At 65.8% G+C, this 24,201-nt stretch carries 19 protein-coding genes and 1 pseudogene; 12 read left to right on the top strand and 8 right to left on the bottom strand.

The annotated features are described in order from the left end of the window. Window positions 1-32: 32 nt before the first annotated feature. From Y704_RS19020 to uraD, 4 genes are all read right to left on the bottom strand, one after another. A complete protein-coding gene (locus Y704_RS19020) occupies window positions 33-1,628 on the bottom strand; it encodes a nucleobase:cation symporter-2 family protein (RefSeq protein WP_081747402.1) in 1,596 nt (531 codons plus the stop codon). 107 nt (window positions 1,629-1,735) lie between these two features. Further along, window positions 1,736-2,677, bottom strand: coding sequence for a factor-independent urate hydroxylase (gene pucL / locus Y704_RS0104715; RefSeq protein WP_051476699.1), 942 nt, complete (start codon window positions 2,675-2,677; stop codon window positions 1,736-1,738). 2 nt (window positions 2,678-2,679) lie between these two features. After that, window positions 2,680-3,021 (bottom strand): hydroxyisourate hydrolase, encoded by a 342-nt coding sequence (gene uraH, locus Y704_RS0104720; protein ID WP_026549256.1) that lies wholly within the window; start codon window positions 3,019-3,021, stop codon window positions 2,680-2,682. Continuing rightward, the gene (gene uraD / locus Y704_RS0104725; protein WP_026549257.1) at window positions 3,018-3,512 is read right to left on the bottom strand and encodes a 2-oxo-4-hydroxy-4-carboxy-5-ureidoimidazoline decarboxylase; all 495 of its coding nucleotides are present in this window, start codon (window positions 3,510-3,512) and stop codon (window positions 3,018-3,020) included. Before uraD ends, uraH begins: the two co-directional genes overlap by 4 nt. Window positions 3,513-3,876: 364 nt before the next feature. On the opposite strand from uraD, the gene Y704_RS0104730 reads away from it, so the two are divergent. Beyond that, window positions 3,877-5,241 carry an FAD-binding oxidoreductase gene (locus Y704_RS0104730; protein ID WP_035771638.1) on the top strand — a complete coding sequence of 455 codons (1,365 nt, stop codon included), beginning with the start codon at window positions 3,877-3,879 and terminating at the stop codon, window positions 5,239-5,241. A 71-nt stretch (window positions 5,242-5,312) separates the two neighbouring features. Here Y704_RS0104730 and Y704_RS0104735 read toward each other — a convergent pair whose 3' ends face one another. Next, complete coding sequence (locus tag Y704_RS0104735) at window positions 5,313-7,109, bottom strand: L-lactate permease (RefSeq protein WP_026549259.1); 1,797 nt, start codon at window positions 7,107-7,109, stop codon at window positions 5,313-5,315. 342 nt (window positions 7,110-7,451) lie between these two features. Between Y704_RS0104735 and Y704_RS0104740 the strand changes: the two genes are divergently transcribed. From Y704_RS0104740 to Y704_RS19030, 8 genes are all read left to right on the top strand, one after another. Further along, complete coding sequence (locus Y704_RS0104740) at window positions 7,452-9,125, top strand: thiamine pyrophosphate-binding protein (RefSeq protein ID WP_026549260.1); 1,674 nt, start codon at window positions 7,452-7,454, stop codon at window positions 9,123-9,125. Window positions 9,126-9,190: 65 nt separating this feature from the next. Further along, window positions 9,191-11,212 (top strand): FAD-binding monooxygenase, encoded by a 2,022-nt coding sequence (locus Y704_RS19025; protein WP_051476701.1) that lies wholly within the window; start codon window positions 9,191-9,193, stop codon window positions 11,210-11,212. Window positions 11,213-11,293: 81 nt separating this feature from the next. Then, on the top strand, window positions 11,294-12,802 hold the full coding sequence (locus Y704_RS0104750; protein ID WP_026549261.1) for a fumarylacetoacetate hydrolase family protein: 1,509 nt from the start codon (window positions 11,294-11,296) through the stop codon (window positions 12,800-12,802). Then, window positions 12,795-13,493, top strand: a complete 699-nt coding sequence (locus Y704_RS0104755) for a GntR family transcriptional regulator (protein WP_026549262.1) — start codon at window positions 12,795-12,797, stop codon at window positions 13,491-13,493. The genes Y704_RS0104750 and Y704_RS0104755 overlap by 8 nt, the downstream gene beginning before the upstream one ends. Next, a complete protein-coding gene (gene hpaE / locus Y704_RS0104760) occupies window positions 13,490-15,031 on the top strand; it encodes a 5-carboxymethyl-2-hydroxymuconate semialdehyde dehydrogenase (protein WP_026549263.1) in 1,542 nt (513 codons plus the stop codon). Before Y704_RS0104755 ends, hpaE begins: the two co-directional genes overlap by 4 nt. A 45-nt stretch (window positions 15,032-15,076) precedes the next feature. Beyond that, window positions 15,077-16,153, top strand: coding sequence for a 3,4-dihydroxyphenylacetate 2,3-dioxygenase (hpaD, locus tag Y704_RS0104765; RefSeq protein WP_026549264.1), 1,077 nt, complete (start codon window positions 15,077-15,079; stop codon window positions 16,151-16,153). Window positions 16,154-16,245: 92 nt separating this feature from the next. Beyond that, entirely contained in the window at window positions 16,246-17,031 is a 786-nt protein-coding gene (hpaH, locus tag Y704_RS0104770; protein ID WP_026549265.1) for a 2-oxo-hept-4-ene-1,7-dioate hydratase, read from the top strand. Next, window positions 17,016-17,873: an HpcH/HpaI aldolase family protein gene (locus Y704_RS19030; RefSeq protein ID WP_164467740.1), complete on the top strand. Its 858-nt coding sequence runs from the start codon at window positions 17,016-17,018 to the stop codon at window positions 17,871-17,873. The genes hpaH and Y704_RS19030 overlap by 16 nt, the downstream gene beginning before the upstream one ends. A 17-nt stretch (window positions 17,874-17,890) precedes the next feature. Here the strand turns inward: Y704_RS19030 and Y704_RS0104780 are convergent, their stop codons facing one another. Together Y704_RS0104780 and Y704_RS0104785 are read right to left on the bottom strand one after the other, a co-directional pair. Then, a complete protein-coding gene (locus Y704_RS0104780; RefSeq protein WP_026549266.1) occupies window positions 17,891-18,373 on the bottom strand; it encodes an SRPBCC family protein in 483 nt (160 codons plus the stop codon). Then, complete coding sequence (locus Y704_RS0104785; protein ID WP_081747405.1) at window positions 18,370-18,717, bottom strand: ArsR/SmtB family transcription factor; 348 nt, start codon at window positions 18,715-18,717, stop codon at window positions 18,370-18,372. Before Y704_RS0104785 ends, Y704_RS0104780 begins: the two co-directional genes overlap by 4 nt. A gap of 313 nt (window positions 18,718-19,030) precedes the next feature. Between Y704_RS0104785 and Y704_RS19035 the strand changes: the two genes are divergently transcribed. Further along, window positions 19,031-19,780: an SDR family oxidoreductase gene (locus Y704_RS19035; RefSeq protein WP_081747403.1), complete on the top strand. Its 750-nt coding sequence runs from the start codon at window positions 19,031-19,033 to the stop codon at window positions 19,778-19,780. Window positions 19,781-19,873: 93 nt separating this feature from the next. Beyond that, window positions 19,874-22,732 carry an FAD-binding and (Fe-S)-binding domain-containing protein gene (locus Y704_RS19040; protein WP_051476702.1) on the top strand — a complete coding sequence of 953 codons (2,859 nt, stop codon included), beginning with the start codon at window positions 19,874-19,876 and terminating at the stop codon, window positions 22,730-22,732. A 47-nt stretch (window positions 22,733-22,779) separates the two neighbouring features. Here Y704_RS19040 and Y704_RS0104800 read toward each other — a convergent pair whose 3' ends face one another. Beyond that, complete coding sequence (locus Y704_RS0104800) at window positions 22,780-23,517, bottom strand: glutamine amidotransferase (protein ID WP_026549268.1); 738 nt, start codon at window positions 23,515-23,517, stop codon at window positions 22,780-22,782. A 286-nt stretch (window positions 23,518-23,803) separates the two neighbouring features. Between Y704_RS0104800 and Y704_RS0104805 the strand changes: the two are divergent. Next, window positions 23,804-24,201 (top strand): annotated as a pseudogene (locus Y704_RS0104805) (hypothetical protein); the annotation flags it as partial.

Consider the following 24,201-nt stretch of genomic DNA (forward strand, 5'->3'; position numbering starts at 1 on the left):
CCAACCGGCCCCGCCCGCCGCTGCGGACTTACCTACGCGTTCCTTCCTCCGTGGCCCGGGCCGCCCGGCAACTCGCTCGAGGCGCAGATCCTGCGTATCTCGTCAGTATCGCTGATCTCGCCCTTTTGGATCTTTTCCTGGACGAGGACATACTGTGCGGCATTGACGACGGGGATCTCAGTGCCGTGGGCATCCATGAGCTTGCCGCCGTCGTAGTGGTCGCCGTCGCGGAAGGCCTGCAGTTCCTCCGCCCGCACCATGCGCGGCGGGCTCGCCGCGAACACCGACTGCTGGCTCGAATTTCCCGCCTTCAGGTGGTTGAACAGCAGGTTCAGCAGGACGGCCATGATGGCCGCCGAGCTGATTCCCGAGTGGAAGATGATCCCGAACCAGGTGGGGAACTCATCATAGAAGGTCGGCGAGACCACGGGGATCATGCCGAATCCAAGCGAGACAGCAACAATGATGAGATTCATATTGTCCCGATAATCGACTTTGGCGAGCGTCCGGATTCCGCTTGCTGCAACAGTGCCGAAGAGCACGACGCCGGCACCGCCGAGCACCGGCGTCGGGACGGCTGCCACAATGCGGGCCAGCAACGGCAGCAGGCCGAGGACCAGCATGATGACGCCTCCCGCGGTGACCACGAAACGGCTCCGGACTCCGGTGATCGCCACCAGCCCCACGTTCTGGGCGAAGGCGGTCTGCGTGAAGGAGTTGAAGAGGGGCGCGATAGCGCTGGAGAGCATATCGGCCCGGAGCCCGTCGGCAATCCGGCGGGAATCGACCTTCGTCCTGGCGATTTCCCCCACAGCCAGGATGTCCGCCGTGGTCTCCGTCATGGTCACGAGGACCACGATGACCATCGAGATGATGGCCGCGGCCTGGAAGGTCGGCCATCCGAAGGCAAGCGGCTGGGGGAAGGCGATGATGTCCCCCTCCAGCACACCCGAGAAATCCGCGATGCCCAGGACCGCAGCGATGACCGCTCCACCAACGATTGCCAGCAGGATCGAGAGACGTGAGATGGCCGAGCTGCCGAGCTTGCTCAGCAGGAGGACCAGGGCCAAGGTGACAGCGGCAAGACCGATGTTCGAGAGCGACCCATAGTTCTCTGCGCCGGGGTTACCTCCCATGGCCCAGTTCGCCGCAACCGGCAGCAGCGTCAGCCCGATAGTGGTGATGACGATGCCGGTGACCACCGGCGGGAAGAAGTGGATGATCCGTGCGAAGAACGGCGCGATGATGAGGCCGATCACCGACGCCACGAGTACTGCGCCGAACACCGATTGAATACCGCCGCCTCCCTCGAGGATCGCGATCATGGTCGCCACCCCGGCGAAGGACACTCCCTGGACCAGCGGCAACTGCGAGCCGAAGAAGGGGACGCCGTAACTCTGGAGGATCGTTGCCGCCCCGCCGATGAAGAGGCAGGAGGCGATGAGCAGGGCGATTTCGTCCTGCCCCAGGCCGGCTGCCGATCCGATGATCAACGGAACCGCGATGATTCCCCCGTACATAGTGAGGACATGCTGCAGTCCGTAGGTGAAGGACCGTCCCAGCGGCAGCCGTTCATCCTCGGGTCGCTGGGGAACTGCCTTCTTGTTCTTGGCCTTCAGTGCTTTCATAGCTGACTTCCTTGTCTGCTTGTCTGTTCCTGCATGTCTGTTCCGGCATGTTCGGCCCGGCATCCGGTACCGGCCGGATCCCGGAGAGGTTCCGATGGTTGGAAAGCTCAGCAGAATCCGGGGGTGTTGGCCCAGACAGCTGATTCGTCGGTTGCGCCTTCGCGTTCCACTGTTGCTTCGATGAGGCCGTAGGGGCGGTCCGCGGCGAAGAAGACCTCGTTGGGGTTGTCCAGCGCGAAGGGTGCCAGGTCCACCAGGAAGTGGTGCTTGTTCGGCAGCGACATTCTCACTTCCTCGATTTCAGGGTGCGCCTCGAGGACCTTCTTGCCCATCTGGAACATGGTCTGTTGCAGGGCCAGTGAGTGCGTCGTGGCGAAGGCGTCCAGGAGGATCCCGCGGACGCTTGCGTAGACCGCGTTGAAATCGACGTCGATGGTATTGGTGGTGCTATACCTCCACCTGGCGGTGACGTCGGTGGCGAGGATCCGGTCCGTCGTTTCGCCGAGCGTGGTGTACCGGTCCCGGGGGAAGCCGTGGAATTCGGATCCGGTGGATTTCAGGACCGTGAGGTCCTGGATGCCCGCCACGAGGTGCTGCCGGGCTCCTTCGACCAGGAGCACAGCGGTCCTGGTTTCGGACTTGTTGCGGGAGAACGCATGGTCGTGGTCATTGATCCGATCCCAGCCGTACTGCTCCGCTGCCCACCGGCCGCCGGTGACCCAGTCGAAGCTCTCCGTGAAGTGCGCGCCGAGCCGCAGCAGGAAGGCCTCGGGCGATCCGACCCCGTCCTTGGCAAGTGCATACACCGTGTTCTTCTGGGTGTCAGTTGCAACGACTTTCGAGTTATCGCCCTCGGTGTGGGCGGACTCGAAATCGCCGTGCAGCTGGGAGGTGATGTTGAGGTCCTCGATGGCGTGGCGGTCGGTATTCCTCGTGATCTTCACGAGGCGGACTTCGGCCTTTCCATACTGGTTCCGGCCAAGGACGATGCGCCCTACCGCGCTTCCGTTCGGGTGTCCGGCGGCTTCTTCTGTGGTGAGTGCAGTCATGATCAGCTTCCTCGATAGGTTGAATAGGCGAACGGGCTCAGGAGGAGCGGTACGTGGTAATGCTCGCTAGGGCTTGAGACGACGAAGGTCAGCGTCACCTCGGGGAAGAAGGTCTCAGTTCCGATGCTGTGAAAGTAGTCTCCGGTTCCGAAGTCGATGCGGTAGGTTCCGGACTCCAGGCGGTCTGGACCAAGGTTTCGGATACGACCGTCACCGTCGGTGGTTCCGTCGGCGATCGCCTCCCAACCCCTCGCGGATTTCAGGGACAGCCGTGCCGTGATGCCCTGGGCAGGGCGTCCGGTTCCTGTATCGAGGACGTGGGTGGTGACATGGCTGGGGGTCATGACTGGATCAGTCCTTCCAGGCGGAGCATGGCTATTTCCCTCAGCTGCTCGGCAACGACGTGCAGCTCCTGGTCGGCGGTGTTGTTCAGCCGGAGCCGAAGACTGGTAAGGATCTCCTCGGCGCTGCGACCCGCAGCCCGGATCAGGAAAACCCTGCCGAACTTGTCCTCGTATTCCCGGTTGCCGGCGAGCAACTGCTCCGCAGTGTCGGTTGAAGTATCGACGCCAGATTGCTCCCGTCGGGACAGGTCCGCTTCCGGCGATGTACCAGCGGCTCGTTCGCCGATGCGGGGGTGGTGTTGCAGCGCCCCGTCCAGCTCCGCCTCCGTCCAGCCGGGCGCTGCGGTGGCCGCGAAGGACAGCAGGTCCGCAGTCGAGGCGAACGGCCGTGCCGCTGCGATCTCCTCGACCCATCGGGGCACGTCGACGCACGGTCTGAGGTCAGCCGTAGCTGCCGCAAAGGGGGCGGAATTGAACTCGGCAAGATGCATGGCGGGTGTCAGCTTTCGTCGTCTTCCACTGCAGCGCTGAACACCCTTGACCATCGACGGATCGACTTGATTCGATGTTTCTGCAGTGCGGAAATTCTATTTCGTGAGAAAGTGTAACCCCTGTCACACCCGACCTGTCAACAGGTCGGGTGTCCCGGATGTGCCGGCCTCCTTCACTCTTCGGAAACCACTCGTCCACGCAGACCTGCACTTCGCCGCATATGGGCACCCGGAACCGTTGACCGCAGATCCCGTAAAAAGTAGTGTTTATCCAATCAGCAGAAGTATTTTTTCGCAGTGCGAGAGAAGAATAGCGCCAAGGCTTACCGCTGAATATTTCCGCATGACAAAGGAGTTTTGTGAGATGACCGTCCAAATTCACTCGGCTGCCACGGTTCTCGAGGGCTCGCGCAATGCTTCAGTATCGGAAGCCGACCGGCTGGCGGCGAGTACTGACCGGTCAGGCTACGTCTCTGCTTCCCTACCCGACGGTGTCGTCTTTGCAGAATCGACAGAAGACGTCGTCACGACCATGCGTCTTGCCGCAGCCAACCGCACGCCGATCGTGACCCGCGGAGCAGGAACTGGTCTTGCTGCCGGATCCTCGGCACGATCGGGAGAAGTGGTCCTTGATCTTTCCCGGATGAACAGCATCCTCCGGATCGACCCTGTGGAACAGCTCGCCGTTGTCCAACCGGGCGTGCTCAACGGTGAATTGAACGCCGCCGCAGCGGAGCATGGTCTTTTCTACGCTCCCGACCCGGCGAGCACCAAGATTTGCTCGATCGGCGGCAACATCGCAACCAACGCCGGAGGAATGCGGTGCGCGAAGTACGGCGTGACACGGGAGGCCGTCCTGGCCCTGCAGGTGGTCCTTGCGGACGGCAGGGAGCTGAGGACAGGGCGCGAAACGCTCAAAGGGGTTACCGGCTACGATCTCAATGCCCTGATGACAGGTTCCGAGGGAACGCTTGGAGTGGTGGTTGAAGCGACACTGCGCCTCCGTCCGCTCCCGGTCGCTACTGCCACGGTTGCGGCATTCTTTCCGGACTTCGCCACGGCCGCTGCCGCAGCGTCGGCAGTCATCGCCGCGCGGATCCAGCCGTCCCTGCTGGAACTGATCGACGGGCAGACCCTCGAGGCCGTGGACATGGCACTCGGCACCGACTATCGGAGCCGTGGTGGAGCGTTCCTGCTTGCCCAGACCGACGGTTACGGAGCCTACCTCGAGCAGGACGTCCTCATCGAAGCCATTCGGCCCTTTGCCTCCTCCTACGAAAAAGCCGCAGACGCTGACGAGGCAGAGCGTCTGGTCATGGCCCGTCGCGAGGCGATCCCTTCCCTTGAGAAGTTGGGCCGGGTGTCCATCGGCGACATCGGGGTGCCCCGGGGACGGCTGGCTGAAGTGGCACTGGGCCTTGACGACATCTCAGCGAGGACCGGCGTGCGTATTTTCACAGTGGCCCACGCATCGGACGGCAACCTGCACCCGATGATCGTCCTGGATGAGGCGGACTCAGTCACTGAGGGGCCTGCGAAGGCTGCCCTGGGTGAGATGTTCCATCTCGCGAAACGCCTCGGTGGAACCCTCACCGGGGAACACGGCGTCGGGCTTCTCAAGCGGGACTGGCTTCTCCCCGAGTTGGGCGAGGTGTCGATGGACGTCCACCGGATCATCAAGGACGCACTCGACCCCGCTGGAATCCTGAACCCGGGCAAGGCCATCTGACCGGATAGCGGGCCCACGAATAAAAGCGGCATCCGGCGCAACGCCGGATGCCGCCCTTTATTGCGTGGAAGTCAGACGGAGTCCTTTTCCACCTCCCGCTCCGGTACAGCCGGCTTCTGGCGCATCATCCATCGTGCAAGGAGCGCCAGCACCGCAACCAGGACCACCAGCATGATGGTGCCGAGGTTCAGGCCGATGCCGTGGATGAAGACGAAGGCAACCGCTCCGGCAGTGAATGAGTAATAAATGGTGACGAGGACGGTCTTCCGCAGGAGGTCCCCCTCCCTGCCCAGCAGACCGACAGTGGCAGCCGCGGCGACGATGTTGTGGATCGCCACGGGGTTTCCGCCGGCACCGCCGACGGCCTGTGCGGCTACCACCTGCTCGGGGGGTACACCGATGGCATTGCCGGTCGAGAACTGGAACTGGGCGAAGGTGAGGTTGGAGACGGTATTGGAGCCCGCAACAAAAGCCCCGAGCGCTCCGATCCAGGGGGCGATCGCGGGCCAGGAACCGCCGGTCAGCGCCGCGGCCCCCTCGGCAAGCGTCACCGGCATGCTTGAAAGTCCTGAAGCGTTGAGTTCGGGGCCGGACTGGATCAGCACACGCACCAGCGGTACGGCGAAGAGCAGTGCGACGGCGGTGCCCGCCAACTGTCGACCAGAAATCTTCACTGTCTGGACGATCTGCGCACCGTTCATCCGGTGGAGCAGGTAAGCGAAGACCGAGGCGAGGATCAGCAGGAAGGCGGGAGAGTAGAAGGGCTGCACCGAGGTGGTGATGCCGGATCCCAGGATGTTCTCGAAGGGAATGGCGATGCCGGTGAGGAAGGTCTTCAGCGACGGGATCACCCGCGTGGCCACGAGCAGGACCGCCATCAGGACGTAGGGTGACCACGCACGGACGATGCTCATGTGGGTGGAGACGTCGGCCGCCTTGGCTGGCTCTATAGTGCCCATCCAGCGGTCGGACCACGAGGATCGCGGGCCGAAATCGAAGGTGTCCTTCGGCATGAGGAAACCCCTGCTCGAGGTGTACATCACCACCACGAGGCCGATCAGTCCACCGAAGAGCGACGGGAACTCCGGTCCGAGGAAGCGTGCCACGAGGACATAGGGGATGGTCATGGCCACTGAGGAGTACAGGGCGAATGGCCAGATCGCGAGGCCGTCGCGGAACCGACGCTCCGGACCGAAGAATCCTGTCAGCATGCACACCAGGATCAGCGGAATGAGCAGGCCCACGATCGCGTGGATCGCCGCGACCTGGAAACCGATGGAGGCGACGAACTCGGGCATGGTCAGTCCAAGGACGGAGATCCGTTCCGCGACGGCGGGATCTCCCCCGAGCCCGCCTCCGACGCCGACGATGATCGGGGTGCCGACGGCGCCGAAACTCACCGGCGTGCTCTGGATGATCAGGCCCACCATCACGGCCGCCATGGCAGGGAAACCCATCGCCAACAGCAGTGGCGCGACGACAGCGGCCGGCGTACCGAACCCTGATGCCCCCTCGATGAAGGAGCCGAAAAGCCAGCCGATGATGATCGCCTGCACTCGCCGGTCCGAGGAAATGTTGTCGAACCCGGCGCGGATGGTCGCCATCGCGCCACCGATCGTCAGGGTGGAAAGGAGCAACAGGGCTCCGAACACGATGTAGAGCAATGTCGCGGCGGTGATCAGGCCTTCGAGGGAGGCTGCGATGATTCCCGTGAAGTCCATTTGCCAGACGAGCAACGCGACGAGTACTGCGAGCACGTAACCCACGGGCATCGCGTACTTGGCGGGCCATCGAAACCCCGCGAGCAGGACGCCGACGACGAGGATCGGGGCCAACGCTAGGAGGCTGAGTACAGCAAGATTATCCAAAATCTGGTCCTCTCTGACCATATTCCGTATCGTGAAATAAACCTTTTGTTCAGTGGACGAAGCCTAGGATGGTCCAGCCGGAGCGGTCAACGGTTCTGAAGAAGCTCCGGAGAGCCGGTCGTTTTTTGCGGTGAACGGCGACTATGCGCGGAGCGTTCGGCCCGGGAGCGGCCCCTACCACTACCGGCCGAGAAGTGAACGCGGGGTTTTTGCAAATGCCCGCAGGTGTCGTACCCTCATGGCGTCAGGTGAATTTCACCAGTGCCCTCAAAAAGGGCAATATCGGACGCACTCCGTAGACACATATGGCAACCAAACCATCTGTATGTCCAGGAGTTTCCCGTGGCCCCCTTCACTGTTTCCTCATGCGTCGCCCGAGTTCTCGCCGACCACACCTCCGTCATTTTCGGCGTGATGGGCAACGGCAATGCCTACTTCCTCGACGCAGCAGAGGCCACCGGCATCACATTCACTGCCGTCCGTCACGAGGGCGGCTCCGTTCCGGCCGCTGACGCCTACTATCGCGTGTCCGGAAGACTCGCGGCGGCCAGCACCACCTACGGCCCCGGGTTCACCAACGTCGTCACGGGGCTGGCGGAAGCGGTCCAGGCGCAAGTTCCCGTTGTCCTGGTCACCGGTGACGCGCCGGCTGCAGGAAGGCGGACCTGGGACGTCGACCAGACCGCCATCGCCGCCGCAGTCGGCGCCCTCACCTTCACCGTGACCACCGAGAGCCCTGCCGCCATCACCCGCCGGGCCATCAGGCACGCGCTGGAGCACCGAACCGCCGTCGTCCTCGCCATCCCCTACGACGTCGCCACTTCCCCTGCACCGGAGGAACCGGTCCTTCCCCTACCCGCTCCCGCGGCGCCTGCACTGCCCGCCACCGAGGTCCTGACACACACCGCCGCACTGCTGACGGCGGCGAAACGGCCCCTCCTCCTGGCCGGACGCGGAGCCCACCTCGCGGGCGCCGGAGAAGAACTGCAACGCCTGGCGGACAAGCTGGGCGCACTCACCACCGGTACCGTCCTGGCCCGCAACCTCCTCCCCTCCCGGGGAGCGGACCTCGGAATCGCCGGTGGATTCGGTATGGAGGAGGCCGCGCACATCATGGCAGAGGCCGACGTCGTCCTGGTGGTCGGGGCCCGGCTGACCCAGTTCACGATGCGGTTCGGGGAGCTCATCAACGACTCCGCCCACGTCATCCAGATCGACACCGCCGAATCCGCCACCCACCCGCGCGTCGACAGCTTCCTGCACGGCGACGCCCTGGCAACAACGAGGACGCTGTCCCGGCTGCTTCCGGACCATCCTCCCGCTGTTAGTTGGCGTGCCACCTCCGTCCGGCGAGTAGCAGCGCTCCCCCCACGCCCCCTGGGCAACGAGGCGGCGCCCGACGGGCGGCTGGACCCGCGCTCCGTAGCGACAGCCCTGAATGACATCCTGCCCCGTGACCGGATCGTCGTCCAGGACGGCGGACACTTCATCGGCTGGGCCCCCATGTACTGGGAGGTAGCCGGCCCGCACGCACTGCACATGGTCGGTACCGCCTACCAGACCATCGGTCTCGGTCTTGCCAGCGCGGTGGGAGCCGCAGTGGCAGCGCCGACCGCCACGACAGTGCTGGTCACCGGCGACGGAGGGCTCCTCATGGCGCTGGCCGATCTCGAGTCCGTCGTACGCACAGTCCGCCGGGGCGTCATCGTGGTGTTCAACGACGCCGCGTATGGTGCCGAGATCCACCAGTACGGCGCTCAGGGCGTCACCCAGCAGCCCATGACCATTCCCGACGTCGACTTCGCAGGTATGGCCCGCTCCCTCGGGGCACACGGCGCGACCATCCGGACCATGGGCGACCTGGACATCCTCCGTGCGTGGCTCAACTCCGCAGCCGACGGCGTTTTCCTTGCAGACTGCCGCGTCAGCTCGACCGTCATGGCCCCGTACATGTCCGAAATCGTTGCGGCAAGCGCAAAGGCAAGGGCAGCTGCAAGGGAATTGGCCAGCGTCTGAACGAAGATGTGTACAACCAAGCGCAGGTAAGCAAAATAGTTCACACAACGAAGTGAGGAAAGCCCGTGCAGTTCCACCACCACGGTTACGTATCCGGTGACCCGCGAGTTCAGGCGGCAGCCGGCGTCGGTGTCGCCCGGCCCTCGGTGCTTCCCGATGAGGTCGACGTACTGATAGTCGGCACCGGGCCCGCCGGCATGCTGGCAGCCGCGCAACTGTCCCAGTTCCCCGGCATCACCACGCGGATCGTGGAGCGTCGGGGTGGGAGGCTCGCCATCGGCCAGGCCGACGGCATCCAGGCCCGGAGTGTGGAGACGTTCCAGGCCTTCGGTTTCGCCGAGCGGATCATCGCCGAGGCGTACCGGATCACCGAGATGGCGTTCTGGAAGCCGGACCCGAAAGACCCTTCGCGCATCGTCCGGACCGCCCGCACCGTGGACGACGCGACGGGCATCAGCGAGTTCCCGCACCTCATCGTCAACCAGGCCCGCGTGCTGGACTACTTCGCCGAGTTCATGGCGAACTCGCCCTCGCGTATGTCCCCCGACTACGGCCTGGAGTTCCGCAGCCTCGACATCGCCGACGAGGGAGAGTACCCCGTCACCGTGACGCTCCTCTCCACTGCCGGCCCGGACGAAGGCCGGGAGCGCGTTGTGCGTGCCAAGTACGTCGTCGGCGCGGACGGCGCCCGCAGCAGGGTGCGGGACGCGATCGGCTGCACGCTCGCCGGCGACTCGGCAAATCACGCCTGGGGCGTCATGGACGTCCTCGCCGTCACCGATTTCCCCGACATCCGCACGAAGTGCGCGATCCAGTCCGGTACGGGTGGCAGTATCCTGCTGATCCCGCGTGAGGGCGGCCATCTTTTCCGCATGTACGTCGACCTCGGAGAAGTCGATCCGAACAATAAAGGGGCCGTGCGCGGGACGACCATCGAGCAGATCATTGCCAAGGCCAACGCCATCCTCCACCCCTACACGCTCGAGGTGCGCAACGTCGCCTGGCACAGCGTGTACGAGGTGGGCCACCGCCTCACCGACCGGTTCGACGACCTCCTGCCGGAGGAACTCGGCATCCGCACGCCGCGCGTGTTCATCACCGGCGACGCCTGCCACACGCACAGCGCCAAGGCGGGCCAGGGCATGAACGTCTCCATGCAGGACGGCTTCAACCTGGGATGGAAACTTGGGCACGTGCTCGACGGACGCAGCCCCGAGAGCCTCCTCTCCACGTATTCTGCCGAGCGCCAGGTCATAGCGAAGGACCTCATCAGCTTCGACAAGGAGTGGTCAGCGCTCATGGCGAAGAAGCCCGAGGAATTCGAGAACCCCTCCGAGCTGGAGGACTTCTACGTCAGCACCGCCGAGTTCCCTGCAGGCTTTCGAACCCAGTACGCCCCCTCGATGCTCGTGAGCGAACCGGACCACCAGGACCTCGCGACGGGGTTCGCCATCGGCAAGAGATTCAAATCGGCGCCCGTCGTGCGGGTCTGCGACACTAACCCGCTGCAGCTCGGCCACCAGGCCACGGCGGACGGCCGGTGGCGGATCTACGTCTTCGCCGCCGCGACACTGCCCGACGCGACACTGCCCCACGCGACACTGCCCGACGCGACTCTGCCCGACAAGGGACAGCACGGTGCCCAGTCGCTCGTGGGGGACTTCGCCGCGTGGATCGCGAACTCGCCGGACTCGCCCCTGGCCGCGACGCCGTCGGGTGCCGACCGCGACGCATGGTTCGACGTCAAGGTGATCTACCAGCAGGAGCACACGAGCATCGACATCGGGGCGGTACCGGCTGCGTTCAAGCCGCAGGTGGGCCCGTTCCACCTCACCTACCTCGAGAACGTCTACGCCACGGACCCGGCCGCGGATATCTTCGAGCTGCGCGGGCTCGACCGGGGCGGCGTCGTCGTCGTGGTGCGACCGGACCAGTACGTGGCCAATGTGCTGCCGCTGAACGCGACGGCGGAACTCGCGGCGTTCTTCGCACCCCTCCTGCCGGCGCACCGGGGCGCAGCAATCCCACATGCTGCGCCGCCTGACGCGCGCTCCGCGGGCACGGACTTCGTCGGCAACCGGATGTAACCGGGAAGCCCGAGGAGCACAGGGGCCTCGCCCGACAGCGTGGTGATCGTATATGATTTTGTACTTGATAAGGAGCTAGTCTTGATCCAGGTCGATGGCGGTACTTTGGCAGCAGCCCGCAAGGTGATTGCCGTGCACATCAACTACCCCAGCCGTGCCGCCCAGCGTGGACGCACCCCGGCGCAGCCCTCCTACTTCCTGAAGCCTTCCTCCTCCCTTGCGCTGAGTGACTCCACTGTGGAGCGGCCGGCCGGATGCGAACTGCTGGGTTACGAGGGCGAGGTTGCCCTGATCATCGGCAAGCCCGCTCGCCGGGTCGGCGTCGAGGACGCCTGGAGCCACGTCGAATGGGTCACCGCCAGCAACGACCTCGGCGTCTACGACCTCCGCTACGCGGACAAGGGCTCCAATCTCCGGTCCAAGGGCGGCGACGGCTTCACCCCGGTGGGTCCGGGACTGATCGCAGCTGACGCCGTGGATCCCGCCGAGCTCCGGATCCGCACCTGGCACAACGGCGAACTGGTTCAGGACGACACCACGAAGGACCTGCTCTTCCCCTTCGCCCGCCTGGTGGCCGACCTCTCGCAGCTCCTCACCCTCGAGGAAGGAGATATCATCCTCACCGGCACCCCGGCCGGCGCCTCCGTGGCCAGGCCAGGCGACGTCCTCGAGGTCGAAGTCAGTGCCACGGGAAGCACCAGGGGCCACGAAGCGGGCGTCGTCGAATTCACCACCGGCCGACTGGTCACCCCGGTGGAGGAAGGCACGACGCCGTTCGCCGACTTCGGTGCCCGCCCCAGAACCGATGACCTGCAGCGGGAAGAGGCCTACGGTTCCCGCGAGGCCGCCGGGCTCGGCGCGGAGGCGGGCGCCGCCGTCGGGCATGGCCTGACCGCGGAGCTGAAGGCGAAGCTTGAAAGCGTCTGCACGGCAACGCTGTCCTCCCAGTTGCGCAAGCGCGGCCTGAACAACGTCAGTATCGACGGTCTCACGGCCACCCGGCCGGAAAGGCGCGTGGTGGGCCTGGCGCGGACGCTGCGCTTCGTACCCAACCGCGAGGACCTCTTCAAAACCCACGGCGGCGGCTTCAACGCCCAGAAGCGGGCCATCGATTCGGTTCGCGAGGGCGAGATCCTGGTGATGGAGGCCCGTGGCGAGAAGGGCACCGGCACCATCGGCGACATCCTGGCGCTGCGCGCCCAGGTTCGCGGTGCAGCGGCGATCATCACCGACGGCGGCGTCCGTGACTTTTCCGCCGTGTCCGCCCTGGACATGCCCACCTACTATTCGAACCCGCACCCCGCCGTCCTGGGCCGCCGCCACATCCCGTGGGACACGGACATCACCATCGCGTGCGGCGGCACCACCGTGCAGCCCGGCGATATCATCGTGGCCGACTCCGACGGCATCCTGGTGATCCCGCCGGCGATGGCCGACGAGCTCGCCGACGACGCCATCGCGCAGGAGCGTGAGGAAACCTTCATCGCGGAGATGGTGGAACAGGGTCACAGCGTGGACGGGCTCTACCCCTTGAACGCAGCCTGGCGCAGCAAGTATGAGGAGCGGGAGGCAGGGCGGACCCATGACTGAGACAGTGCTGACCGCCGGCAGTAAATCCGAGCAGGCGTACGCGGCGGTCAAGGCCAGGATCGTGGAGGGTGCCTATTCCCCCGGTTACCGGCTGGTACTGGGCAGCATCGCCAAGGACCTGGGTGTCAGCGTGGTGCCCGTCCGCGAGGCGATCCGGCGGCTCGAAGCCGAAGGACTGGTGAATTTCGAGCGGAACGTCGGTGCCACCGTCTCGGGGATCGATCCCACGGAGTACCTCTACACCATGCAGACCCTGAGCATCGTCGAGGGCGCCGCCACGGCGCTGTCGGCACCGCTGATCGGGAACTCGGACATTGCCAGGGCCCGTGCCGTGAACGAGGAGATGCGCGCCTGCCTGGAGCGCTTCGACCCGGTCCGGTTCGCCCGGCTGAACCAGGACTTCCACAGTGTGCTGTTCGAGCACTGTCCCAATCCGCACATCCTGGTTCTGGTGCACCGGGGCTGGAACCGCCTCGCCGCGCTCCGCTCCTCCACCTTCCGGTTCGTCCCCGGCCGCGCCCACGAGTCAGTGGCCGAACACGAAGCGCTGCTCCGGCTGCTGGAAACCGGCGCCGGAGCCGACGAGATCGAACATGCCGCCCGATCCCATCGCAGCGCGACGCTGGATGCGTACCTCGCCCAGGCCTCATCCACTCACCGGACTCCGAGCAGTATAGGAAGAGAACAATGACGTCACCTGCAGCAGAAATTCCCACCCACTACGTTCCGCAGGATCTGCCCACGCATATCCAGCACTACATCAACGGGAAATTCGTGGATTCAGTGGGAGGCCGGACGTTCGATGTCCTGGACCCGGTCTCCAACACGAACTACGCCACCGCCGCCGCCGGCCAGAAGGAGGACATCGACCTGGCCGTGGCCGCCGCCCGCGAGGCGTTCGTCCACGGCCCATGGCCGAGAATGAAGCCCCGCGAACGCGCCCGCATCCTCAACCGGATCGCCGACGCGGTCGAAGCCCAGGAGGAACGCCTTGCCGAACTGGAGACATTCGACACCGGCCTGCCCATCACGCAGGCCAGGGGACAGGCGCTCCGTGCCGCGGAGAACTTCCGGTTCTTCGCGGACCTGATCGTGGCCCAGTTCGACGACGCCATGAAGGTACCCGGTTCACAGATCAATTACGTCAACCGCAAACCGATCGGCGTCGCGGGTCTCATCACGCCGTGGAACACCCCGTTCATGCTCGAGTCCTGGAAGCTCGCCCCGGCTCTGGCCACCGGCAACACCGTCGTCCTCAAACCCGCCGAATTCACTCCCCTCTCCGCGTCACTGTGGGCACAGATCTTTCGGGACGCCGGCCTCCCCGATGGCGTCTTCAACCTGGTCAACGGCCTCGGGGAAGAAGCCGGCGACGCCCTCGTGAAGCACCCCGACGTACCGCTGATCTCCTTCACTGGCGAGACCACCACCGGACAGACGATCTTCCGGAACGCCGCCGCGAACCTCAAGGGCCTGTCCATGGAACTCGGCGGCAAGTCACCGTGCGTGGTGTTCGCCGACGCCGACCTGGACGCCGCCATCGATTCCTCACTTTTCGGCGTCTTCTCCCTCAACGGCGAGCGCTGCACCGCCGGTTCACGCATCCTCGTGGAACGGGCGATCTACGAGGAGTTCTGCGGGAAGTACACCGCCCGCGCCAGAAACATCATTGTCGGTGACCCGCACGACCCTCGGACCGAGGTCGGCGCGCTGGTCCACCCGGAGCACTACGCCAAGGTGGCCTCCTACGTCGAGATCGGCAAGTCCGAAGGCCGCCTGCTGGCCGGCGGCGGCCGGCCCGAGCACCTCCCCGAAGGCAACTACATCGCCCCCACCGTGTTCGCCGACGTCGCCCCCGGCGCCCGGATCTTCCAGGAAGAGATCTTCGGCCCCGTCGTGACCATCACGCCGTTCGAGGACGACGACGAGGCCCTGGCGCTGGCGAACAACACCCGGTACGGCCTCGCCGCCTACGTCTGGACGCAGAACCTGACCCGGGCGCACACCTTCTCGCAGAACGTCGAGGCCGGCATGGTGTGGCTCAACAGCCACAACGTCCGGGACCTCCGCACCCCCTTCGGCGGCGTGAAAGCCTCGGGCCTGGGCCACGAGGGCGGCTACCGGTCCATCGATTTCTACACCGACCAGCAGGCCGTGCACATCAGCCTCGGCGCCGTTCACATGCCTCGATTCGGCAGCGTCGAAGCCTCTGCCGCCAACGAGGGCTGAGCGGCTTATTCTCCTGGCTCACCTGCTCACAGAAGAGAGACTCCCATGACCGACCTCGTTCCCACCCCCACCGTCCCGGCCCCGGACATCGTGCGCTGCGCCTACATGGAGATCGTGGTCACGGACCTCGCCGCCTCCCGCGCGTTCTACGTCGACCTCCTGGGTCTGCACGTTACCGAGGAGGATGAGCACACCCTCTACCTGCGCTCCTTCGAGGAGTTCATCCACCACAATCTGGTCCTCCGCAAGGGACCTATTGCCGCGGTGGCCGCGTTCGCCTACCGGGTGAGGACGCCGGCCGACGTCGACGCCGCCGAAGCCTACTACCAGGAGCTCGGGTGCCGCACCGAACGCCGTCGGGAAGGGTTCACCCAAGGCATCGGTGACTCCGTCCGGGTCGAGGACCCGCTGGGCTTTCCGTACGAGTTCTTCTACGAGGCGGAACACGTGGAGCGCCTCACCCAGCGTTACGACCTCTACTCCGCGGGCGAACTGGTCCGTCTCGACCATTTCAACCAGGTGACCCCGGACGTCCCGCGCGGCCGGGCGTACCTCGAGGATCTCGGCTTCCGCGTTTCCGAGGACATCCAGGATTCCGACGGCATCACCTATGCAGTCTGGATGCACCGCAAGCAGACGGTGCACGATACTGCGCTGACCGGCGGCAACGGACCGCGCATGCACCACGTCGCGTTCGCCACCCACGAGAAGCACAACATCATCCAGATCTGCGACAAGATGGGGGCCCTGCGTATCTCGGACCGGATCGAACGCGGGCCCGGCCGCCACGGTGTTTCCAACGCGTTCTATCTCTACATCCTGGATCCCGACGGACACCGTATCGAGATCTACACCCAGGACTACTACACGGGTGACCCGGACAATCCCACCGTCACCTGGGACGTCCACGACAACCAGCGCCGCGACTGGTGGGGCAACGCCGTCGTACCCTCCTGGTACACCGAAGCCTCGCTCGTCCTGGATCTGGACGGACATCCGCAGCCCGTCTTCGAACGCACGGACAGCAGCGAAATGGCCGTCACGGTGGGTGCCGACGGCTTCTCCTACACCCGTAAGGAAGGCGCTGAGGCGGCAGGCTTCAAGCTCGGCGCCCAGCTCTGAACCGCTCTTCGCGTTGCCGGTCCCGCCCCCCGCAGCTGCGGGACCGGCAACAGAGGTCCCCTGAGTTGCCCGAACACTTGAGGAGTACTTGAATGCTTGACCCCGCGACAATTGAGGCTATCGCCGATGAACTGCTGGAGGCCGCCCGCACCCGTACTCCGGTACCGCTGCTCACCGCCCGCTACCCGGGAATGACGGTGGAGGATTCCTACGCCGTCCAGCGGCTGTGGCGGCAGCGCCACGAGGACGCGGGACGAGAGCTCGTCGGGCGGAAAATCGGCCTCACTTCCAGAGCGATGCAACAGGCCACCGGCATCACCGAACCGGACTACGGCGCTATCTTCGACGACATGGTGCTGGAGACCGGATGTTCGGTGGCCTGGGACCGGTATACCCATCCACGGGTGGAGGTGGAACTGGCCTTCGTGCTGAAGCAGGACCTCGCCGGCCCCGGCTGCACGCTCTTCGACGTCCTCAACGCCACGGACTACGTGGTTCCCGCGCTCGAGATCCTCGATTCCCGCATCGAGATGGAGGGCAGGACCATCGTGGACACCATCGCGGACAACGCCGCCATGGGCGCCATGGTGGTCGGCGGCAATCCTGTCCGCCCGGACGCCGTCGACCTGCGCTGGGTCTCGGCCATCCTCTACAGGAACCAGACCGTGGAGGAGACCGGGGTGGCCGCCGGGGTCCTCGACCATCCGGCCGCCGGTGTGTACTGGCTCGCGAACAAGATCGCTGCCCACGGCGATGGCATGAAGGCAGGCGACATCATCCTCGCCGGATCCTTCACCCGCCCGCTCTGGGTCTCCAGGGGCGATACCATCCACGCCGACTACGGACCACTGGGAGCCATCACATGCCGCTTCGAGTAGAACCGGAGGCCACCTTCCGTTCCGCCCTCGCTGCGGCCGATCGGCCGCTTGCAGGGATGTGGGTATGCTCCGGCAGTCCCCTGGTCGCCGAACTCTGCGCGGGATCCGGTCTGGACTGGCTCCTGATCGACGCCGAGCACAGCCCCAACGGGCTCGAGTCCATCCTCTCCCAGCTGCAGGCCGTGCATGGCTACCCCGTCCAGGTCCTGGTGCGGCCGCCGGTCAATGACACAGTGGTCATCAAGCAGTACCTCGACCTGGGTGTGCAGAACCTGCTGGTGCCCATGGTCAATTCGGTGGCCGATGCGGAAGCCGCCGTCGCTGCCACCCGGTATCCGCCCGAAGGCGTGCGCGGAGTCGGCTCGGCTCTGGCCCGGGCCGCACGATGGAACCGGATCCCCGACTATCTGGCCCGGGCCGCCGAAACGGTGAGCGTGACCGTGCAGATCGAGTCGACGATGGCTGTTGAAGCCGTGGAGGACATCCTGGCCGTCGAGGGGGTGGACGCGATTTTCGTCGGCCCCTCCGATCTCGCTGCCTCCCTGGGCCTGCTGGGCCAGCAGGAACACCCCGACGTGCGCGCCGCCGTCGAGCACTGCATCGCCGCAGCGTCCGCCGCGGGCAAGCCAGCCGGCGTCAACGCCTTCAGCGAGACGACGGCGCGGCACTACCTGACCGCCGGTGTCTCCTTCGTGCTCGTAGGGGCGGATGTTGCCCTGCTGGCTCGCGGCTCCGAGGAACTGGCGGACAGGTACATCCCGTCCGCCGGTCCTGCCGGCCCTGCCGGTCCCACAGCTTCCACTTCTGCCGGTCCTGCCGGTCCCAGTGGCGAGAGTTACTGACTGAACGGCCTTCTACGTCAGGAAGCCAGCCTGGCAAGGAGCTCGTCGAGCCGCTCATTGCCCTCGTTCACGCCCCCTTCCATTCCGCTCTGAACCATGCCGTCGCGCGCCCCCACCGAAGGGTAGACGGAGTGTCCTGAACAACGCGTGCGACCGTTGCCCAGGTCCTCGAAGGTCACGGTCTCTATGCTGACCTGCCCCGGTGCGCCGGCGAACTCGAAGGTCTGGGTGATCGATTCCGGCTCCTGCACCGAATGGAACACGCCGCGGAAGGCGTAGCCCGTCCCGTCGTCGTCGCGATGGACGTAGGACCACGAACCGCCGTCGCGCGCGTCGTACTCCCCCAGTTCCATGACCAGTCGCCGTGGCCCGAGCCACTGGACCACGAGTTCCGGGTCGGTATAGGCGCGGAAGACCAGCTCCCGCGGTGCGTCGTGCTCGCGGATGATGTCGATATACGGTTGCCCCGGGAGGGCCGTGATGGTGGTGGGGTTGCTCATGGTTCCTTCTCCTTGAGATTTTCGAGAACGGTGTCGAGGCGCCGAAACTGCTGCTCGGCGACCAGGCGCTGCCTGTCGATCCAGCCGGTCACTGCCTCAAGTGCCGCGGGGTCGAGGTGGCACGGACGGCGCTGGCCGTCTCGTGTGCGCGTGATCAGGCGTGCCTGCTCCAGAACCTGGAGGTGTTTCGACACGGCCTGCTTGGTGATGGGAAAGGGCTCAGCGAGCTCATTCACCGTCGCGGGGCTGCGGGACAGCCTGGCGATCAGCGCTCTCCGGACAGGATCGGCGAGCGCAGCGAAAGCGGCATTCAGTTGTTCGTCCGTCCACTTCGGTACCACAATAATCAACCCTTAACTTGATCAACCGATGGGTTGATTACTCAAGAATAGAACCGTCCGAACTGCTGGTCAAGAGGCGTGCACGACCGCCGGCACGGGAGATGCTGTCCGGGGGAATTCCGCTGCTGTCAACGGTGGTCACAGCCTTTTCTGACGGGTACTGCAGAACTAGCGTTGGAGTATCCGGCGGCGGGAGCGGGAACGATCAGGGACAGTGCGACCGTTCCAGCCGCCGGACGGCAGTGGATGCCGTCGAGGCATCACCCGGACGTCGGCCGGAGACCGATCACCGTACTACCCAAGGAGGTTGTGGGGCATGGGGAAACTCGAGGGCAAGGCGGCCGTCATCACCGGCGGTGACAGCGGCATCGGACGCGCCGTGGCCATCGCCTTCGCCCGCGAGGGCGCCGATGTCCTCATCTCGTACCTCAGCGAGGACGAGGATGCGAAGGAAACCGCGCGGTACGTCGAGGAAGCCGGCCGGCGGGCCATCATGATGGCCGGCGACCTCTCGGAGGCGGACCACTGCCGGGCGATTATCGACCGTGCAGTGCAGGAGTTCGGCAAGGTCGACGTCCTGGTGAGTAATGCCGCCTACCAGATGAACCACCAGTCCCTCGATGAGATCTCGGACGAGGAATGGGACTACACCTTTCGGGTGAACATCGGCGCCATGTTCCGCCTGGTGAAGGCCGCAGCGCCGCACATGGCTCCGGGGTCGTCGATCATCGGCAGTTCCTCGGTGAACTCGGATATGCCGAGCCCCACGCTCGCTCCCTACGCGGCGACCAAGGCCGCGATCGCGAATTTCTCGGCAAGTCTGGCTCAGATGCTGGGCGAGAAGGGCATTCGGGTGAACAGCGTGGCACCGGGCCCCATCTGGACCCCGCTGATACCGGCCACGATGCCGGAGGAGAAAGTGGAAGCCTTCGGCGACGACGTCCCCCTGGGGAGGGCCGGTCAGCCTGCCGAGCTGGCCCCGATCTACGTCCTGCTCGCCTCCGACGACGGCAACTACATGTCGGGCTCCCGCATTGCAGTCACCGGTGGTCGGCCCATCCTGTAGGTCCGCCGATCCTGGGAATACGCCCGGCGGGCTGCTTTTCCGCCGGGCGCATGGTTGAGTGTCCTTGGACTCACCGGACAGGACAGGACCCCCATGCTCAATGCGCTGCGCACCGCCGTCGATGATCCAGCGCGGATCAGCGTCCGGGCCATCGACCGCCATGCCCAGGCCCATGATGCCTCGCACTTCCTGCTGATCCCCCGCGCTGTGGCCACTCCCCGCACCGCCGCCGAGGTGGGCCGGCTGCTGCAGGTCAGCGCGACCCAGGGCGTGCCCCTCACGCTGCGCTCCGGTGGAACCAGCCTCAGCGGACAGGCCGGAACCGACGGCATCCTGGTCGATGTGCGCAAACACTTCCGCGACATCGAGGTGCTCGACGGCGGTGCCCGCGTCCGGGTGCAGCCCGGGGTGACGGTGCGGATGCTCAATGCCCGCCTCACACGGTACGGGCGGAAGTTCGGGCCCGATCCCGCGAGCGAGGCGGCCTGCACCATCGGTGGAGTGGTGGCCAATAACTCCTCGGGCATGCACTGCGGCACCGTGGACAACGCCTACCGCACCCTCGAATCGCTCACACTGGTGCTGCCCAGCGGAACCGTCGTCGATACCGGTGCGGACGACGCCGACGAGCGCCTCCGCGTTCTCGAACCCGCCCTGCATGAGGGCCTGGCCCGCCTGGCCGCGCGCGTCCGGGCCGAGACCTCGTCGGTGGCAACCATCACCCGGCTGTTCTCACGAAAGAACACCATGGGTTACGGCCTCAATGCGCTGCTGGACTTCGACAGGCCGGTGGACATGCTGGCCCATCTGGCGGTCGGCAGCGAAGGAACGCTCGGGTTCGTTGCCGAGGCGATCTTCCGGACGGTCCCGGTGCATCCATATACGGCAACGGGCTTGCTCGTCTTTCCGACCCTGCAGGCAGCCAACGAGGCGCTGCCGGCGCTGGTGGGGACGCAGGCGGCGACGGCAGAGCTGATGGACGCGCTGTCCCTGAAGGTGGGCCAATCGATTCCCGGAACACCCGGCGTCGTGCGCGACCTGCAGGTCCGGGACCACGCAGCACTCCTCGTCGAATACTCAGCCGATTCCGCCGGCGAGCTGGAGGAGCGCCAGGCCGCCGGCACGGCGGTGCTGGCCGGCCTCGGACTCAGTTCCCCCGCGAACTTCACCACCGACGCCTCCGAACGGGCGCAGCTCTGGCACCTGCGGAAAGGCCTCTACGCCTCGGTGGCGGGAGCCCGGCCACCCGGAACGACGGCGCTGCTCGAGGACGTCGTCGTCCCCGTTCCGTCCCTCGCGCGCACCTGCGTCGAGCTCGATCGGCTCTTCGACCGGTACGACTACAGCAACTGCGTGATCTTCGGCCACGCCAAGGACGGCAACATCCACTTCCTGCTCACGGACCGCTTCGAATCCGAATCGGAACTCGGGCGGTACAGCGCCTTCACCGAGGATCTGGTGGACCTGGTGCTCGGGGAAGGTGGCTCCCTCAAGGCGGAACACGGCACCGGGCGGGTGATGGCACCCTTTGTCCGTCGCCAGTACGGGAACGAACTCTACGAGGTCATGCGCGAGCTCAAGCTGCTCTTCGACCCCGCAGGCATGCTCAATCCCGGGGTCATCCTGAATGAGGACCCCCTCGCCCACCTCCGGCACATCAAGACGGCACCCGCCGTCGCGGAGGAGGTGGACCGGTGCGTGTCCTGCGGCTACTGCGAGCCGGTGTGCCCCAGCAAGGACATCACGCTCACGCCGCGCCAGCGCATCGTCACCCTGCGGGCCATGGAGCAGGCACGGTTCGACGGCGACACCGACCTCCTCGCGGAGCTCGAGAAGGACTACGACTACGAATCCGTGCAGACCTGCGCGGTGGACGGCATGTGCCAGACCGCCTGCCCCGTCGACATCAACACCGGCTCCCTCGTGAAGCGGCTCCGTGAGGAAAGCACAGGGCCGGTGGCGAACGCAGTGTGGAAGGCCGCCTCCGGCCATTGGTCGTCGGTGACGAAGGGGGCGGGTGCCGCCCTGACGCTGACCGCGAAGCTGCCGCCCGCCGTCGTGCGCCGCCCTAACGGGGTGGCGCGGGCCCTGCTCGGAGCCGACACCGTGCCGCTGTACACGGCGGACCTTCCTGCAGGAGGCCCGTCGAGGAGCCGCCCGGTACCGTCACCGGGAGTGCCGCCGGCAGACGCTGTCTATTTCCCGGCGTGCGTTCAGACGATGTTCGGGCCCGCAGCCGGGCCCGCCGACGCCGGCATCGGCGTACAGGCCAGTTTCGAGAAACTCTGCAGCAGGGCAGGGCTCACCCTCCGGGTGCCGGAGGACATCGACGGGCTCTGCTGCGGTACGCCCTGGTCCTCAAAGGGCCTGGCCTCGGGCCTGGAGTCGATGCGCGCCCGGACGCTTGCAGCGCTGCGGGAGGCAACCGACGACGGCGAACTCGCCATCGTGTGCGACGCCTCGTCCTGCACCGAAGGGCTTCTGTCGTTGATCGGCGCTGAGACCCGCGCGCCGGGCCGGCGGCCGCTGAGGGTGGTCGACGCCGTGCAGTTCACGGCCGAGCGGATCCTGCCGGTGCTGGGAGGCTCCGCCAAACTTGAATCACTGGCGCTGCACCCGACGTGCTCGTCCACGCGCCTCGGCCTGAATTCCGCACTCCAGGCCGTGGCCGGCAGGGTGGCCGAGCAGGTGGGGATTCCGGAGAACTGGGGCTGCTGTGCGTTTGCGGGTGACCGCGGAATGCTGCATCCCGAGCTCACCGCCTCCGCCACGCAGCAGCAGTCCGTCGAGGTCCTCGCGATGGGGGCGGAGGCCCATGCCTCCTGCAATCGGACCTGCGAACTCGGAATGACGCGCGCTACCGGTCAGCAGTACCGCCACGTTCTGGAATTGCTGGAGGAGCAGACGCGGGCCGGAACTCCCTCGGCACGGACCCGGTCGGCCGGGACCTGAACGGGTAACTCCGCAGGTCCCCGACGACCTCGGTGCGCACAGCCGGCCTAGAGATCCCGCGCATACCGCTCCACGAAGCTGCGGAGGATCCGGGAGGGCTCCCCGACACGGCTGGCCCTCGCCCGTTCCATGTAGGCGTCGGCCTGCTCGGGCGGAAAGTAGCCGGCGTTGCGGTAGATGTCGATGCGCCCCACCAGCGCGTCCGCGTCGAGTTCAGGATGAAACTGCGTGGCGTAGAGGTTCTGCTTCACCCGGAACATCTGGACCGGGCACGTGCCCGACGACGCCAGCAGGACGGCGCCGGCCGGAAGCGTCGTGCAGGCCTCCTTGTGGCCGACGAACGCGTCGAACTGCGGCGGAAGCCCAGCGAGCAGGGGATCGGCGGCGCCGTCGTGGGTCAGGGAGATCTCGATGGCGCCGATGGGTTCGGAATAGGTGCGGTCGATGACGGCGCCCTGGTGCCGGCCGAGGGTGCCCACCCCGTAGCAGGCTCCGAAGAAGGGGAAGTCGGCGGCCACCACGCGATGCAGGAGGTCGTTGAGTTCGCCCTCCACCCGGCGCTGGTTGGTCGATTTCTCCGTTTCGGGATCCGAGGAGTTGAAGGGGCTGCCGCCGAGGAAGATCCCGGAGTACCGGGCCAGGTCGATTCCCGGCAGCGGGCCCGCCTCGACCCGGACACGGTGGAGCTCATGCGGCTCGAGGCCTCCGAAGCGCAGGAAGCTCGAATATTCGCCGTCGGCTGCGGCGTCCTCAGCGCGGGTTGCCAGCAGGAGAAACGGTTTCACCCCTCCGATGCTACTGGGCACGCCCCGCCCCCATTGACAGGCCGCCCCCTGATCCAAGCACCTATGGTTGCCTTCCGCGCGGCGAAGCCGCCATAGGTGCTTGGATCAGGGTGGGGTTCAGCGGAATCGGCAGCGGAATCGGCGGAATCACACCCCGAAGGAACCACCGCCACCGAATAAACCTTGCGGACACCTGCGCCGCCCTGTTAGTCCTGAACTACGAGGCGAAGTTGTTTCAAGCGTGCGCCACCGGTTTTCGCTGCTGGCCCGGAAAAGGAAGTGCGCCATGGCCAAGAAAAACCCCTCCGTCAAGGAACCTGACGAGAAAGACATTCAGGTCGAGGACGAGCCCAAGGATTGGGCGGCAGGACTGCCGGGCGTCTATTACTCGATGAAGCCGGCGATCGAGCACATGGGCATCGACCGCACGCGGAAGACCGTGCTCGCCATGAACCAGAAGCACGGCTTCGACTGCCCGAGCTGCGCCTGGCCCGATCCGGACAAGCGGAAGGCTTTCGAGTTCTGCGAGAACGGTGCGAAGGCAGTGACCTGGGAGGCAACCCCGGTAGTCATCCGGTCGGAGTTCTGGGCCGAGCACTCCATCACCGAGCTGAAGGAGCGCACCGAGTACTGGCTCGGCATGCAGGGCAGGCTGACCGAACCCGTCTACAAGCCGGCAGGCGA

The sequence above is a fragment of the Arthrobacter sp. Br18 genome, assembly GCF_000520555.1.
GTDB lineage: Bacteria > Actinomycetota > Actinomycetes > Actinomycetales > Micrococcaceae > Arthrobacter_D.